Annotated in this window: 10 protein-coding genes and 1 pseudogene; 9 read left to right on the forward strand and 2 right to left on the reverse strand. The window is 70.8% G+C overall.

The window, feature by feature from the left end; translation table 11 throughout:
* Positions 1 to 119 precede the first annotated feature (119 nt).
* A complete protein-coding gene (locus Q0263_RS10795; protein ID WP_298015849.1) occupies positions 120 to 656 on the forward strand; it encodes a C40 family peptidase in 537 nt (178 codons plus the stop codon).
* A gap of 63 nt (positions 657 to 719) precedes the next feature.
* On the opposite strand, the gene Q0263_RS10800 is transcribed toward Q0263_RS10795, so the two are convergent.
* Both Q0263_RS10800 and Q0263_RS10805 read right to left on the reverse strand, forming a co-directional pair.
* Entirely contained in the window at positions 720 to 1,217 is a 498-nt protein-coding gene (locus tag Q0263_RS10800; RefSeq protein ID WP_298015851.1) for a Spy/CpxP family protein refolding chaperone, read from the reverse strand.
* Positions 1,218 to 1,399: 182 nt separating this feature from the next.
* The gene (locus Q0263_RS10805; protein WP_298015854.1) at positions 1,400 to 2,185 is read right to left on the reverse strand and encodes a YggS family pyridoxal phosphate-dependent enzyme; all 786 of its coding nucleotides are present in this window, start codon (positions 2,183 to 2,185) and stop codon (positions 1,400 to 1,402) included.
* Positions 2,186 to 2,314: 129 nt separating this feature from the next.
* Between Q0263_RS10805 and recC the strand changes: the two genes are divergently transcribed.
* From recC to Q0263_RS10845, 8 genes and pseudogenes are all read left to right on the forward strand, one after another.
* The gene (gene recC, locus Q0263_RS10810) at positions 2,315 to 5,887 is read left to right on the forward strand and encodes an exodeoxyribonuclease V subunit gamma (RefSeq protein ID WP_298015856.1); all 3,573 of its coding nucleotides are present in this window, start codon (positions 2,315 to 2,317) and stop codon (positions 5,885 to 5,887) included.
* Positions 5,884 to 9,546, forward strand: a complete 3,663-nt coding sequence (recB, locus tag Q0263_RS10815; RefSeq protein ID WP_298015858.1) for an exodeoxyribonuclease V subunit beta — start codon at positions 5,884 to 5,886, stop codon at positions 9,544 to 9,546. The genes recC and recB overlap by 4 nt, the downstream gene beginning before the upstream one ends.
* The gene (gene recD, locus Q0263_RS10820) at positions 9,539 to 11,500 is read left to right on the forward strand and encodes an exodeoxyribonuclease V subunit alpha (protein ID WP_298015860.1); all 1,962 of its coding nucleotides are present in this window, start codon (positions 9,539 to 9,541) and stop codon (positions 11,498 to 11,500) included. Before recB ends, recD begins: the two co-directional genes overlap by 8 nt.
* Before the next feature lie 53 nt (positions 11,501 to 11,553).
* The gene (locus Q0263_RS10825; RefSeq protein WP_298015862.1) at positions 11,554 to 13,047 is read left to right on the forward strand and encodes an NAD(P)H-hydrate dehydratase; all 1,494 of its coding nucleotides are present in this window, start codon (positions 11,554 to 11,556) and stop codon (positions 13,045 to 13,047) included.
* Between the two features lie 3 nt (positions 13,048 to 13,050).
* The gene (locus Q0263_RS10830; protein ID WP_298015864.1) at positions 13,051 to 13,899 is read left to right on the forward strand and encodes an HAD family hydrolase; all 849 of its coding nucleotides are present in this window, start codon (positions 13,051 to 13,053) and stop codon (positions 13,897 to 13,899) included.
* Between the two features lie 139 nt (positions 13,900 to 14,038).
* A pseudogene (gene tadA / locus Q0263_RS10835) lies at positions 14,039 to 14,476 on the forward strand (tRNA adenosine(34) deaminase TadA); the annotation flags it as partial.
* Positions 14,477 to 14,734: 258 nt separating this feature from the next.
* Positions 14,735 to 15,616: an LD-carboxypeptidase gene (locus tag Q0263_RS10840; protein ID WP_298019033.1), complete on the forward strand. Its 882-nt coding sequence runs from the start codon at positions 14,735 to 14,737 to the stop codon at positions 15,614 to 15,616.
* 45 nt (positions 15,617 to 15,661) lie between these two features.
* On the forward strand, positions 15,662 to 16,345 hold the full coding sequence (locus Q0263_RS10845) for a DNA-3-methyladenine glycosylase I (protein WP_298015866.1): 684 nt from the start codon (positions 15,662 to 15,664) through the stop codon (positions 16,343 to 16,345).
* Positions 16,346 to 16,412: the final 67 nt, after the last annotated feature.

The following is a 16,412-nucleotide window of genomic DNA, read 5'->3' on the forward strand; positions in this document are numbered from 1 at the left end:
TCCATCCCGGGACCGACCTGGGTCCGTGGCGTGTATTCATGCTGCTTCCTCGGTGTCGTATGGGGTGTCCTATATGTCTCCACATTATAAGCATGGACATTTTTGTCATTAAGCAGCGGATGATCGGGTTGCTCCGCCCGCCGGAACGCGCCATGGCGCGGCTGGCCGCTGCGGCGCGCCTGTGGCTGGCAGCGGGGCTGGCCGCCCTCCTGGCGGCTTGCGCCGGGCCGGCCGGGCCCGGACACTCGGCCCGGACGCTGTCGCCGATCAATCCTGCCCAGCGCACCGAAGTCGTGATGACGGCGCTCAGCCTGCTGGACACCCAATATCGCTACGGCAGCGCCCGTCCCACCCGGGGTTTCGATTGCAGCGGCCTGGTCAAATACGTGTTCGCCACGGCGACGCATACGGCGCTGCCGCACAACACCGACCAGATCGCACAGCTGAGCCGGCCGGTTTCCCGCAGCCGGCTGCAGCCGGGCGATCTGGTGTTCTTCAATACGCTGGGCCAGCCCAATTCCCACATGGGCATCTACCTGGGGGATGGCCGGTTCATCAATGCCCCTTCCTCGGGGGGACAAGTGCGCGTCGATTCCCTGGATAGTCCCTATTACCGCAAGCATTTCCAGTCGGTGGGGACTTTGTTCAGCGGATGAGCGCCCGCCCATAAGGAAAAGGCCCCCGGAGGGGCCTGCGAAGCGGGAACGGCGCGCGGACGATCAGGATTTCGTCATCTTGGCTTCGCCCTTGTCCTTGCGCTGCTGATGGCGTTCCGCCAGTTGCTGGCGCTGTTCCGGCGTCAGCACGGCGCGGATCTGCGCCATGGACTGCGCCCGCAGCAGGGCCAGCTGGCCTTGGGCCTGACCCAGGGCGTCGGCGGCCTGCTTGGCCTTGGCGGCGTCGAAGGAATCAGAGCGGCCCAGATCGCGCAGCGTGCCGGCGGCGGCCTTCAGGGCCTTTTTCTGGTCATAGACGGCCTGTTCCTGGTCGTGGCGGATCTTGAAGATCTGGTCCTGCTGGTCCTGGCTGAGGTCCAGGCCGCGCAGCCAGCGGTCGCCGTGGTGTCCGCGCATCTGGTGGCCTTGATGGCCGGCCCATTGATGGGCGCGCATGCCGTCGGCTTGCGGGCCGGGGGCCGCGCTGGCGGCCAGCGGCGCGGCGAGGATGGCGGCGGCCAGGGCCAGGGCGGAAAGAGAGCGGGGAGCGTGGATCGTCATAATCGGTGTCCTTCTGATGAGCCGGACCGGGGTGGTGCGGCGATGGAGACAGATTACGGACGGACTGCGGCGCAACCGTGGATGAAATGTGAAAAAAGTATGAATCCGCCCGGAGCCCGGGCGTGGGTGCGGGTGCGGGTGCGGGGCCCCGGGCGGCGCGGATCGGCCGCCCGCGCGGCGGTTCATTTCGCCTGGGCGCCTTCGGGCCAATAGTAGCTGTCGGGCAGCGCCCGCGATCCGAAGATCGCCTGGCCCACGCGCACGGTGGTGGCGCCTTCCTCGATGGCCCATTCGAAGTCTCCCGACATGCCCATCGACAGTTCGGCGAAGGCGTCGCCCTGGGGCGCGTCCTGGCGCAGCCGGTCGCGCAGATCGCGCAGCAGCACGAAGCAGGGGCGCACGTGGCTCTCGTCGGAGGAAAACAGCGCCAGCGTCATCAGGCCGCGCACCCGCAAGCTGCCGTAGGCGGGCAGGGCGCGGGCGAAATCCAGGACCTGGTCGGGAGCCAGTCCGAATTTGCTGTCCTCGTTCGAGGTGTTCACCTGCACGAAGACGTCCAGGCTGCGGCCTTCTTCCTGCAGCCTGCGGTCCAGGGCCTCGGCCACGCGCAGATTGTCCAGGGCCTGGAATTCCTGCGCGAACCGGGCCACGAATTTGGCCTTGTTGGTCTGCAGGTGGCCGATGACGGCCCAGCGCAGGTCCGTCAGGTCGTTCATGGTTTCCCATTTGCCGTAGGCTTCCTGCACCTTGTTTTCTCCCAGGAGCCGGCAGCCCGCCGCATAGGCCATGCGGATGCGGGATTCATCCACCGTCTTGCTGACCGGCAGCAGGCGCACGTCGGCGGGATCGCGGCCCGCGCGGGCGCAGGCGGCGTCGATCCTGTGTCGGATATCGGCCAGGTTGGCCTGGATTTCTTCCTGGGATGATGCCGTCTGGTAGGCCGGACGGATCGGGGGGACAGCGCTCATGGACAGCCTCGGGTGATGCGGTATGAAATCTCTCAAGGATACCCTCAATTGCCGCCCGGGGCCCGGGCGCGCCGCTGGATTTGCGGCGCGGATCCCGTATCATGCTGCTGTTGAGGACGGGAGGTGCGAATGGGGGAATCGGCGGCGGAACTGATGCCTGGCCTGGTGCTGGTGCACGGCAACCGGGCCGAACAGTTGCGCGACGTCCTGGTGGCCTGGATGCGGCACAGCCCGCTGGCCCCGCTGGAAAACGAATGCCTGCTGGTCCACAGCAACGGCATCGCCCAGTGGCTGCGCCTGGCGCTGGCCCGGGACGAGCACGGCGGCGTCGCGGCGGCCCTGGATTTCCTGCTGCCCTCGCGTTTCATGTGGCAGGCCTATCGCAGCGTGCTGGGGGCCGGCGCCGTGCCCGAGGACTCCCCTCTGGACAAGAACGCCCTGGTCTGGCGCCTGATGCGGCTGTTGCCCGCCGTGCTGGACCGGCCCGAATATGCGGTGCTGCAGCAGTTCCTGGCCGACGACGCCGACGTGCGCAAGCGCCATCAGCTGGCGAGCCGGCTGGCGGACCTGTTCGACCAGTACCAGGTCTACCGGGCCGACTGGCTGCAGGCCTGGTCCGAAGGCCGCGCCGCGCTGCCCGATGGCCGCGGCCAGGCGCCGGAACTGCCGGCCACGCAGGCCTGGCAGGCCCACCTGTGGCGCGCCCTGCTCGACGACCTGCGCGACCGGGCCGGCGATGCGGCGGGGCGGGGCGCGGGTTTCGTCGGCCGCGCCGCCATCCACGAAGCGTTCATGAGCAAGGTCCTGGCGGCCGATGCCGCGGATCGCCCCGCCGGCCTGCCGCGCCGCATCCTGGTGTTCGGCATTTCCGCCATGCCGCGCCAGACCTTCGAGGCCCTGGCGGGCCTGTCGCGCTGGGTGCAGATCCTGGTCTGCGTCCATAATCCCTGCGCCCATTACTGGGCGGACATCCTGGGCGACCGGGATCTGCTGCGGGCGCGCTTTCGCCGCCAGGCCCGCCGGCCGGGCATGCCCGACGTCCTGGACGACGCGGCCCTGCACCAGCAGACGCATCCGTTGCTGGCGTCCTGGGGGCGCCAGGGGCGCGACTACATCGGCATGCTCGACGATTTCGACGATCCCGCCCAGCGAGCCCGCTGGGACCCGCATTTCGCGATCCTCCACCGGCGCATCGACGCCTTCGAGGCCGTGCCGGGCGCGAGTCTGCTGGCGCAGCTGCAGGACGACATCCGCGACCTGCGGCCGCTGTCCGAAACCCGTGAACTCTGGCCGGCGGCGGACCCCCTGCGCGACGAGTCCATCCGCTTCCAGGTCGCCCACAGCGCCCAGCGCGAGGTCGAGATCCTGCAGGACCAGCTGCTGGCGGCTTTCCAGGCCGACCCCACGCTGCAGCCGCGCGACGTCATCGTGATGGTGCCCGACATCGAGGCCTATGCGCCGCACATCCAGGCCGTGTTCGGCCTGTACGGTCCGCGCGACTGGCGCCACATTCCGTATGCGCTGGCGGATCGCAGCTCGCGCCGCGCCGACCCGCTGGTGATCGTGCTGGAACAGCTGCTGTCGCTGCCGCGCCTGCGCCTGGGCATCAACGAAGTCCTGGAGTGGCTGGAAGTGCCCGCCTTGCGGCAGCGCTTCGGAATCGCCGCCGAGGATCTGCCCCTGCTGCAGGTCTGGGCCCGGGAATCCCAGATCCGCTGGGGACTGCATGCGGATCATCGGGCGGCGTTCGAACTGGACCAGAGCCCGCAGGCGGCGCATCGCCATACCTGGGACTTCGGCCTGCGGCGCATGCTGCTGGGATACGCGGCCGGCGCCGACGCGCCCGCCTGGCGGGACATCGAGCCGTATGACGAGCCCGCCGGGCTGCAGGCCGCCGTCCTGGGCGGGCTGGCCCATTTCCTGGATACCCTGGACCACTACTGGCGGCGGCTGAGCGAACCGGCTCCTCCGGCGCACTGGGGCGGCTGCCTGCAGGCCCTGCTGGATGATTTCTTCACGCCGGATCAGGATGCCGACGCCCTGGTCCTGAACCGTTTCCGCGAAGGCCTGCAGGACTGGCTGCAGCAGTGCCAGGCCGCCGATCTGCTGGAACCCTTGCCCTCGGCCATCGCGGCCGAGCATTGCCTGGGATGGCTGGATCAGGGCGGCCTGTCCCAGCGCTTCTTCGCCGGCGCCGTGACCTTCGCCACGCTGATGCCGATGCGGGCCATCCCGTTTCGCCGCGTCTGCCTGCTGGGCATGCAGGATGGCGCTTTCCCCCGGATCCGGCCGCCGTCCGACATGGATCTCATGGCCACCCACCCCCGATCAGGCGACCGGTCGCGGCGCGAGGACGACCGCTATCTGTTCCTGGAAGCCCTGTTGTCGGCGCGCGAACAGCTGAGCATTTCCTGGGTCGGCCACAGCATCCAGGACAACGCCGAGCAGCCGCCGTCGGTGCTGGTGGCCCAGTTGCGCGAGCACCTGGACCGGGGGTGGCGCAGCGCGGACGAGAGTCCGTCGCTGGCCGAGGCGCTGACCTGCCGCCACCCCCTGCAGCCCTTCAGCCGGCGTTATTTCCCCGTGCAGCCGGCGCCGGGTCCGCAGGGGCTGTTCACCTATGCCGTCGAATGGCGCGCCGCGCAGCTGTCGGCCGCCGGGCAGGCGCCGGCTCCGATGGACGCGCCGACGGTCCTGTCGCCGCCGGCGCCCTCCGAGGCGCCTCTGACCCTGGGTCGCCTCGGCGCCTTCCTGGCGCATCCCATTCGGCATTTCTTCCAGCAGCGCCTGCAGATCAGCTTCCGGGACGCCGTCTCGGCGCTCGACGAGGACGAACCCTACGTGCTCGATCAGCTCGAACGCTGGCGCGCATGCCAGGAATTGATGGACGCGGCCGCGGCGGCGCAGAGCGGCATCGCGCAACAGGAGGCCCGGCAGGACGTCCTGGCGGCCCGGATCGGAGAGGCCGTCGAACAGGGGCTGCAGCGTCTGCGGCGCCGCGGCGACCTGGTGGACGGGGCGCTGGGCCGCGTGGCGGCCGAGGCCTTGCGCCGCACCCTGGACCAGCCGCTGGCGGCCTACGCCCAGGCTTGCGAGAACTGGCCCGTCCAGTTGGCGGAACCGCTGCGGCTGCAGACGACGGGCGATGACGGCGCCTTCGAGGACACTCTGGCCGGCTGGCGGCGCAATGATCGAGGCGACTGGTGTCGCGTGCTGTTGCAGGCCAGCCAACTGGTCGACGACAAGAACCGCTATCGCTTCAAGGCCCTGCTGGGGGCGTGGGTGGAACACGTGGCGGCGCACGCGCTGGGCGGGCGGTCCCTGGCGACGCTGCTGATCAGCCCCAAGGGCCAGGCGAGCTTCGCGCCCCTGTCGGCGGATGCCGCTCGGGCGATCTGGCAGGACTGGCTGCGGTACGGGCGGCTGGGCCTGCAGGCGGCGCTGCCGGTGGAGATCAACGCGGCGAGCGCCTGGCTGCGCTCGGGAGCCGATCCGCAGGAAGACGGCGAGGCCTGGCAGGCGGCCCGGGACGCCTATGCGCGGACCGTCGAGCGGGACCTGTATCTGCGTCGCTGCCATCCCGATTTCGAGTCCCTGGCCGGAGACGGCCGGTTCTTCACCCTGGCGCGGGCGCTGTACGGCGCGCTGTCCGACAGCCTGCCGGATACCCGCCAGCGCGCCTCCAGGAGGCGTTCGGCATGATGGTCGATGCGTCTCTGACGCCGCGTGAACCGCCCCAGGTGGACCCCCTGCGCTTCGTGCTGCAGGGCAGCCACCTGATCGAGGCCAGCGCCGGCACCGGCAAGACCTGGACGATCGCGGCCCTGTATGCGCGCCTGGTGCTGGGGCATGGCGGCCAGGCGGCCCGGCTGCCGGGGCAGATCCTGGTGCTGACCTTCACCGATGCGGCCGCCCAGGAATTGCGCGACCGCATCCGCCGCCGACTGTCCGAAGCCGCGGCCGGTTTCGCCGGCGGCGGCGCGGGATCCGATCCCGTCGCGCCGCTGGAAGACCCATTCCTGGACGCGCTGCGGGCCGATTATCCGCAGGATCTCTGGCCGGCCTGCGCCCGCACCCTGGACCTGGCGGCGCAGTCCATGGACGAGGCGGCCATTTCCACGATCCATGCCTGGTGCGCCCGGGTGCTGAAGGAACACGCTTTCGACAGCGCCAGCCAGTTCGAACAGGAACTGCTGACCGACCTGAACGAGGCCAAGCGCCAGGTCGCCTGGGACTACTGGCGGGCCTGCGTCGCCGCGCTGGACGACCGGGCGCTGGGTGAACTGCTGGCGGTCTGGGCCTCGCCGGATGCGCTGCACCAGTCCCTGTCCCCCGTGCTGACCCAGGAAGGCCTGCCGCCGCCCTCGGACGAGACCCTGGCGCAGGTCTGCGACCGGGCGCGGGCCGACCGCCTGGCCGCGCTGCAGGTCCTGAAGGCGCCCTGGGCCGAGCAGGCGGACGCCTTTCAGGCCTGGCTGGCGTCCCGGGACAAGCAGATCAGGATCCGCTCGAACGATGGCGGCAACTGGCTGCAGGCTTTGCGGGACTGGGCCGCGCAGCCGGATCGGATCGAGCCGGCGCTCAGCAAGACGGCCTGGGACGCTCTCGTGCCCGAGGGCTTGCGGGAGCGCTGGCAGGGAGACGGCCCGGCGCCGGAACCGCCGGCGGCCAGCCTGGCTTTGCTGCAACTGAAGCAGGCCCTGCGGGACCTGCCGACCGTGCAGCTGCCGGCGCGCCGGCATGCGCTGGCCTGGATGGCGGATCGCCTGCGGCAGACCCTGAGCCGCCGCGCCGCCATGGGTTTCGACGGCCTGCTGACCGGGCTGGACGCCGCCCTGCGGGGCGCGCGGGGCGAGCCCCTGGCGCAGACTTTGCGGCAGCAGTTCCCCGTGGTGCTGATCGACGAATTCCAGGACACGGACCCCGTCCAGTACCGCATCTTCGACCGGATCTACCGCGTCGCGGCGCCGCAGCCTCAGACGACGCTGATCTTCATCGGCGATCCCAAGCAGGCCATCTATGGCTTCCGGGGCGCCGACGTGCAGACCTACCTGAAGGCGGCGCAGGCCTGCGGGGATCGGGTCCAGACCCTGGATTGCAATTACCGCTCCGCAAGCGAATTGGTGCGGGCGGTCAATCATTGCTTCGACCGGCAGGGCAGCGAGCCCGTTTTTCCGACCGGCCTGGAAGGGGAAAGCATCGCTTTTCATCCGGTGCGGGCCCAGGGCCGGGATGAGCGCTGGACGGTCGCCGGCCGCGCGCCGTCCGCCCTGCAGGCCGCCTGGATCGGAGGCGACGACGAGCCGCTGAGCGTCGGCGCCTATTGCGCCCAGGCGGCGCAGGCCTGCGCCCGGAAGGTGGCCGACTGGCTGCGGCTGGGGCGGCAGGGGCAGGCCGGATTCCGGTCCGGAAAAGACCTGCGAGCCGTCCGGCCTTCGGACATGGCCATCCTGGTCAATGGCCGGGACGAGGCCGGCCTGATCCGGGACGCCCTTAGGGAACTGGGCGTGCGCAGCGTCTATCTGTCCGACCGGCGTTCCGTATACGAATCGGAAACAGCCCTGGAACTGGGCTTCATCCTGAACGCCTGCGCCCACCCGGACGACGAGCAGGCCATCCGGGCGGCCCTGGCCGCGCCTTTGCTGGGGCTGGACATCCCCCGACTGGCGATGCTGGCCGAGGACGAATGGGCCTGGGACGAGCAGGTGGAACGGTTCCAGTTCTATCACGGACGCTGGCGGCAGCGCGGCGTGCTGCCGATGCTGCGCCAGCTGCTGCACGATTTCGCCGTGCCGTCGCGTCTGCTGGCCCGGGGAGCGCCCGGCGAACGCCAGTTGACCGATTGCCTGCATCTGGCCGAATTGCTGCAGCAGGCCAGCGTGCAACTGGATGGCGAAGAGGCGCTGCTGCATTATCTGGCGCGGCAGCGCGAATTCCTGGATGCCGACGCCGATGCCGAAGGCGCCCGCCGCCTGCGTCTGGAGAGCGACGAGGCGCTGGTGCGCGTCGTCACGGTCCACAAATCCAAGGGCCTCGAATACCCCCTGGTGTTCCTGCCGTTCGTCTGTCGCGGCCGCTCCACGAAACCGAAGACCGGGCCGCAGGCCCTGCACTGGGAAGGGCGGCGGCAATGGCTGCTGCAGCTCGACGCCGAGCAGGCGCGGCAGGCGCAGCGCGAGGAACTGGGTGAGGAGACCCGCAAGCTCTATGTGGCGCTGACCCGCGCGCGGCATGCGGTCTGGCTGGCGCTAGGCGACACCGGACGCGAAAGCGGCCTGACGCACGTGCTGGGCGGCGACGTGCGCCAGGCCTGGGACCGGCGCTGCGCGGATCATCCGGAGCAGTTCGCCTGGGATCCGGAGCCGGCGGCCGCCGGCTGGCCGGAGGATGTCGCCGTCGCGCCGGCATCGCCCCGGCCCGACGAGATCGGTCCCGCCCGGCGGCTGTCGGGATTCGTCGTCGGCGACCCCTGGTGGATCGCCAGCTATTCCGCCCTGGAACTGGCGGACCGGCCCGCGCGCGCCGCCGGGCGGTCGGATGGATCGCCGGACACGGCGCTGGAGGACGTGCTGCGGGAAGAGCAGGGTGGCCGCCTGGAGCAGACTTTCCTGGCGGATGCGGCTTCGGAGCCGGCGGGCCTGTCCGGCTTTCCCCGGGGCAGCGAGGCCGGCACGTTCCTGCATGGCCTGCTGGAATGGGCGGCGCAGCGGCGCTTTCGCCACCTGGACGGGATGCGGGACATGATCGCGCGCCGTTGCGCCGTGCGCGGCTGGGAATCGCAGATCGATGTCCTGCACGACTGGTTGTCGCGTTTCGCGCAGACCGACTGGCGGCCGCAGCTGCCGGGCGATCCGCGCATCCGGCTGGACGGCCTGCAGGCCTGCCTGCCCGAAATGGAATTCTGGCTGCCGGTGCGGCAGGTGTCCGTCGCCGAACTGGATCGCCGGATCACCGAAGGCGTTTTCCAGGGCGTCCCGCGCCCGGCCCTGGCGGCGCAGGCCCTGAACGGCCTTTTCAAGGGCTTCATCGACCTGAGCTTCCAGGTCGGCGAGCGCTATTACCTGATCGATTACAAATCCAATCACCTGGGGCCGCGCCTGGCCGACTACGCCGCGCCGGCCCTGCGGCAGGCGGCCTGCGCCGCCCGCTACGACGTGCAGATGCTGATGTACGTGCTGGCCCTGCACCGGCAACTGCGCCTGCGGCTGCCCGATTACGACTATCGACGCCATATGGGCGGGGCCGTCTACCTGTTCCTGCGCGGCCAGGATGCGCCGGGGCAGGGGCTGCTGTCCCTGTGTCCGCCGCAGGATCTGGTCGAGTCCCTGGACGCCCTGTTCGCGGGAGCCGGGCATGAGTGAGCAATCCCCAGCGTGGCCGGCATGGCTTTCCTACGGACAGGCGGAGACCGTCCAGGATCTGGACGTCGCCTTCGGCCGCCTGCTGGCTGAGCAATGCCCGGACGCACCGCAGGTCGCGGTGCGCCTGGCCATGCAGTGCTGCGCCCAATTGGCTCAAGGCCATCCCTGCCTGGACCTGCGGACCCTGGCCGACCGCCTGCCGCTGGCGCCGGACGAGTGCCTGGCGCAGCTGGAGGCGGCCCCCTTCGTCGGCGACGGCGGGGGCGACGAGCCGCTGGTGCTGCATGGCGCCCGCCTGTACCTGGCCCGCTACTGGCGGGCCGGCGAACGCATCCGCCAAGCCATCGCCGGGCGCCTGGGCGCGGCGACGGACGCGCTGGCGGACCCGCCGCTGGCGCGGGAATGGCTGGACCGCCTGTTTCGGCCCGAAGAGAACGCGTCGCTGGATTGGCAGAAGCTGGCCTGCGCGGTGATGCTGGGGCAGCGTTTCGGTCTCATCACGGGCGGGCCGGGCACCGGCAAGACCACGACCGTGGTTCGCCTGCTGGCCGTGCTGCAGGGCCTGGCCCAGGCCCGCGGCCTGGCGCGCGGGCTGCGCATCCGGCTGGCCGCGCCCACGGGCAAGGCGGCCGCCCGCCTCAATGAGTCCATCGCCGGCAAGCTGCAGGACATGGCCGGCAAGGGCGGGCCGGAACTGCGGGCCGCGCTGGACTGCGTGCCGTCCCAGGTGGTGACGCTGCATCGCCTGCTGGGCAGCCGGCCGGGCACCCGGCGCATGAGCCATCATGCCGGCCGTCCACTGGACCTGGACGTGCTGGTGATCGACGAAGCCTCGATGATGGACATCGAGATGGCGGATGCCGTCCTCTCGGCCCTGCCGGCCGCGGCGCAACTGGTGCTGCTGGGGGACAAGGATCAACTGGCCTCGGTCGAGGCCGGCGCGGTGCTGGGGGAACTTTGCGCGCGCGCCGAAGGCGGCCACTACACGCGGGCCACCTGCGAACGCCTGGCGGCTCTGTGCGGCCAGGATCTGATGGCCGCCGCCGAGGACCCGGGACGGTCGGGAGTGGAGGCCGGCGTCCTGCGCTGTCCGGATCCGGACGGCACGCCTCTGGATCAGGCGGTGATCATGCTGCGGCGCAGCATGCGCTTTGGCAAGGAAAGCGGCATCGGCCGTTTCGCCCATGCCGTCAACCGGGGACAGGTCGCGGAGGTCCGCGCCCTGCTGCAGGCGGGGCTGGAAGACCTGGACTGCGTGGCTTCGGCCGATGCGGCGGGGGCGGATGCCTGGCTGCGCGATGCCGGCGTCCTGGCCGATGCCGCCTATCCGGCGATCTTCACCCGGATGCAGACCCATCGGCCCGCCGCGCAGGCGCCGCAGGAGGACTGGGATCGCTGGGCGCTGGATCTGCTGGGCACCCAGGCGCGGTTTCAGGTCCTGTGCGCCGTCCGTCAAGGACCCTGGGGGGTGCAGGGGCTGAATCAGCTCATCGAGTCGCGCCTGCGGTCCGCCGGCCTGATTCCCTCCGGCTCCGGTCCCTGGTATCCGGGGCAGCCCGTGCTGGTGCGCCGCAATCTTCCCGCGCTGGGCCTGGCCAATGGAGACATGGGCCTGGTGTTGTCCGTTCCGGCGCCGGGACGGCCGGAGGGCCGGCTGCGGGCGGCCTTCGCCGGCGCCCGGCAGGGCACGGTGCGCTGGGTGTCTCCCGCCCGCCTCGCGGATGCCGAAACCGCCTACGCCCTGACGGTGCATAAATCCCAGGGGTCGGAGTTCGAGCGCGTGGTGCTGGTCCTGCCGGATCGCCCGGGGCCTCTCGTGACGCGCGAACTGCTCTATACCGGCGCCACCCGCGCGCGGAAGTCGCTGACGCTGGTGCTCCCGCATGACGAGTCCATCGTCCACCATGCCGTCCGGCACCCGACCCGGCGCGCCGGCGGGGTCTGGAATCCCTGATGAGCCGCGCCGACTTGGATGGCTCATCGGCGCCGCGCCGCTAAAATGACGGCATGAACATGCGATCCGCCGACGCTTGCGTCCTGCTCACCCCCGCCCAGATGGCGGCCGCCGATCAGGCGGCCATGGCTGCGGGCGTCAGCGGTCGGCGCCTGATGGCGGCGGCGGGCGAGGCCGTCGCCCAGGCGATCCTGGGCCGCTGGGCTCCTGCGCCGGTGCGGGTGTTGTGCGGTCCGGGCAACAATGGCGGCGACGGCTTCATCGTGGCGCAACGCCTCAAGGCGGCCGGCTGGCCGGTGCGCGTCGCCCTGATGGGGGATGCCGCCGCCTTGCGCGGCGATGCGGCCTGGGCGGCCGGGGGCTGGACCGGGCCGGTGGAATCCGTCGTCCCGGCCTTCCTGGACGGCGCCGGGCTGATCGTCGACGCGCTGCTGGGGGCGGGCTTCAGCCGCGCGCCCGACGCCGCGCTGGACGCCCTGATCCGGGCGGTGAATGCGGCGGCCGCGCCGGTCTGCGCCGTCGATGTGCCCACCGGCCTGGACGGCGCCACCGGCCAGTGCCCGGGCGCCACCATCCAGGCCGACCTGACCGTCACCTTCTTTCGCCGCAAGCCGGGACACGTGCTGCTGCCCGGCCGTGCGCTGTGCGGCGAACTGCGCTGCGCCGACATCGGCATCCCCTCCGCCGTGCTGGGGCCGATCGCCGCGCAGGTCTGGGCCAACGATCCCGACCTGTGGCTGCCGGAGTTCCCCTGGCCGGGAGCGCGCGACCACAAATACCGGCGCGGCCACGTGCTGACGGTCGGCGGCGGCGTCATGCTGGGCGCCAGCCGCCTGGCCTGCCTGGCGGCGGCCCGCATCGGCGCCGGCCTGGTGACGCTGGCGGTCCCGCCATGCGGCTGGGCCATCCAGGCGGCGGCGCTGACCTCCGTGATGGTCGAAGCTCTGCCGGAGGACGGCGGACTGGACTCCGCGCTGGCCGACGCCCGGCGCAACGCGTTGCTGATCGGCCCCGGGCTGGGACGTTCGGCCGTCGCCCGGCGGCAGGTGCTGAGCCTGCTGGCGACCGGGCGGCCCTGCGTGCTGGACGCGGATGCGCTCAGCGTCTTCGCCGACCAGCCCGATGCGCTGATCGATGCCTTGCATCCCCGCTGCGTGCTGACGCCGCACGAAGGCGAATTCGCCCGGCTGTTTCCGCAGTCCGGCGACAAGTTGTCGCGGGCGCGGGAGGCGGCGCGGCGCGGCGGCGCCGTGTTGGTGCTCAAGGGCGCGGACACCGTGATCGCCGCTGCGGACGGGCGCTGCGCCATCAACGACAATGCGCCGCCCACCCTGGCCACGGCCGGAGCGGGGGACGTGCTGGCCGGCTGCATCGCGGGCCTGCTGGCCGCCGGCATGCCGGCCTGGGAGGCCGCCTGCGCCGCCGTCTGGCTGCACGGCCTGGCCGCCGATCGACTGGGCTGGGGGCTGCTGGCCGAGGATCTGCCCGGCGCCTTGCCGGGCGCGCTGGCCTCTCTCGCGCAACTGGCCGAACACCGGATGGAATGAATCATGGCCGACGTGATTGCCCTGGTTTTCGATTTTGACGACACCCTGGCGCCGGACAGCACTTCCGGTTTCCTGCAGCACCTGGGGGTGGACGCGGCCGTCTTCTGGCGCGACCAGGTGGGCCCCTTGCTCAGCGAACAGGATTGGGACCCGGTGCCCGCCTACCTGTATCGCATGCTGGAACTGTCCCGCGCCGGGCCGCAGGGCCGCATCACCCGCGAACGCCTGCGGGACTGGGGCAGGAGGCTGCCCCTGCACGACGGGGTCGCCACGCTGTTCGACCGCCTGCGCGCGCGGCTGCATCAGGCGCATCCCACCGTGCAGCTGGAGTTCTATCTGATTTCCAGCGGCATCGGCGACGTCCTGCGCAGCACGCCGATCGCGGAACAGTTCGCCGACATCTGGGCCTCCGAATTCCATTACGGTCCCGATGGCGCCATCGATTTCCCGCGCCGCATCGTCAGCTTCACGGACAAGACCCGCTACCTGTTCCATATCCAGAAAGGCATCATCGGGCCCGAATCCCGCAACAAGCCCTTCGAGGTCAACCGCAAGGTCGATGCCGACAAGCTGCGCGTACCCTTCGACCAGATGATCTTCGTGGGCGACGGCTACACCGACATTCCGTGCTTTTCCCTGATCCGCCGTTCGGGCGGCGTGGCCTTCGGCGTCTGGGATCCGCGCCACAAGGAAAAGCGCAGCCGCGCCTGGGGGTTCATCGAGGACGGGCGGGTGTCCAACCTGAACCATGCCCGCTTTGGAGAGGATGCCGAGTTGTACCAACTGCTGGAAGCCGCCGTCGAAAGCCTGGCGTCCAAGATCGTGCTGAAGGCGCGGACCTACCGTGGCTGATCGCGCCCGACTCCGACGGAGCCCGTCGCCGGCCTCTGACGCCGCGGCCAGCGCGGAACGCCCCTTTGGCGGGCCGGCGCCGGGCAAGGCCGCCGCCCTGGACGCCGATGCCGGGCGGGTGCTGGATGACGTCGCCGCCATGGACCTGGCGCTGGCCCAGGCCCGCCTGGCCGCGGAACTGGGCGAGGTCCCCGTCGGGGCCGTCGTGCTGGACGCCGGGGGCCGCCTGCTGGCCGTCGGCCATAACCGCACCATCCTGGATCGCGATCCCACGGCGCATGCCGAGGTCGTGGCCTTGCGGGCCGCCGCGCGCCTTCTGGACAATTACCGCCTGAGCGGCGCCCGCCTGGTGGTGACGCTGGAACCCTGCGCCATGTGCCTGGGCGCCATGTTCCATGCCCGGCTGGCGGAGATCGTCTACGGCGCCGCCGACCCCAAGACGGGCGCCTGCGGCGGGGTGGTGGATCTCAGTCTCCAGCCGCGCCTGAATCATCACGCCACCGTGCGCGGCGGCGTACTTGCCGATGCCTGCGGCGAACTGTTGCGCACCTTTTTCCGCGCGCGGCGCCTGGCCGCGCGAGATGCCCGCCGGGGAAATGCCCCGGCGGCCGTCGTCCATCCGGAGGCCGGCCGTCCGGCAGCCGCTCTTGCCCATCCTTCTTCATCGATCATGAAAAAAGCCTCTCTTGCCACGGCATCCTCCGAACACGGCCGCGCCGCGCAGCCCGCGCCGGCCCCGACGGGCGCGGACGCCCATCATGCCGCGCATACCCACTGGGCCTGCCCGGACGGCGATGCCCATGCGCACCACCATCATCACGAGGCGCCATCCGGCATCTACCTGATCTCGCCGTCCGGCGCCGTGCCCGATCCGGCCGTGCTGGAAATGTCGGTCCAGCGCCTGAAGGCCATGGGCTATCGCGTCACGGTCGATCGCACGGCATGCGCCGTGCACGAGCGCTTCGCGGGCACCGACAAGCAGCGCCTGGCCTGCATCCAGCGGGCGCTGAAGCAGAAGCATCCGGTGGTCATGGCCACGCGCGGCGGCTACGGGCTCAGCCGCCTGCTGCCGTTCATCGACTGGCGGGCCGTGGCCGACAGCGGCAAGACCTTCATCGGGCAGAGCGATTTCACGGCCTTCAGCCTGGCCCTGCTGGCGCAAACCGGAGCCGTCAGCCTGGCCGGCCCCACGGCCCTGCACGACTTCGGCGGCAAGAGCGTGGACGATCTGACCCAGGCGCTGTTCCAGGAAACCCTGTCCGGAGAACTGGAGATCCTCAGCTTCGAGTCCCCCGACGCCGATCCGGTCGACGCGCGGGGCGTCCTGTGGGGCGGCAACCTGGCCATGGTGGCATCCCTGGTCGGCACGCCTTATCTGCCGGACGTCCAGGGCGGCATCCTGTTCCTGGAGGACATCGCCGAACATCCCTTTCGCATCGAGCGCATGCTGACGCAGCTGTGGCATGCCGGCGTGCTGCAGAAGCAGCATGCCATCGTGCTGGGGCATTTCACCGACTACCGTCTGGCGGCGCACGACAATGGCTACGATCTGCCCGCCGTGGTGAGCTGGCTGCGCAAGACCGTCAAGGTCCCGGTCGTGACCGGCCTGCCGTTCGGCCATGTCAAGGTCAAGGCCACGCTGCCGATCGGCGCGCGCGTGGGCATCGCCACCGAAGACGGCATGGCGCACCTGGTGCTGCAGGAACATGAACACTGACGAGGCTCGCTCACGCCGGGGCGCCGGGAATCGAGAGGAACGGGCATGACGTTGACGTATCAGTGGCTTTACGACACCGTGCGCAAGCGGTTCGAGTCCGACGACGCCCTGGAGGCTTTCCTGCCCCGGGCGCTGGCCAGCGAGGCGCTGGCGGACATGGGGGACGACCGCTATCTGTCCGCCATGACCCGGCGGGTGTTCCAGGCGGGCATGCAGCATTCCGTGGTGGACGCCAAATGGCCGGCCTTCGAGGAAGCCTTTTCCGGCTTTGCGCCCGAAGCCATGGCCTTGCTGAGCGAGGCGGATATCCAGCGCCATCTGCAAGACGCGCGGCTGGTCCGCCACCGGGCCAAATTGCAGACGATTCCCCTGAACGCCCGCTTCATCCTGGATGTCCGGCGGGAGCAGGGCGGCAGTTTCGGCGCTTTCATCGCCGATTGGCCGGTCGCCGACATCGTGGGCCTGTGGCGCGTGCTGGCCAAACGCGGCGCCCGCCTGGGCGGGCGTTCGTCCGCCGGCTTCCTGCGCCTGGTCGGCAAGGACACTTTCCTGGTGACCAGCGACGTCGTGGCGCGCCTGGCGGCTGCGGGCGTCATCGCCGGCGAACCCGGCAGCCGGCGCGATCTGCAGGCCGTGCAGGACGCGTTCAATGTCCTGCGGCGACAGTCCGGCAGGCCGCTGTGCCAGCTGTCGGCCTTGCTGGCGCTGAGCATCCATCCGGGATTCTAGCGATCCACCGGATTCGCGGCGGCGGTGCCCGGGGAAGCCTGTCGCGCCGGTCGACCTGTTAAACTAA

This window comes from uncultured Castellaniella sp., from assembly GCF_937988725.1.
In the GTDB taxonomy this organism is placed as follows: Bacteria; Pseudomonadota; Gammaproteobacteria; order Burkholderiales; family Burkholderiaceae_B; genus Castellaniella.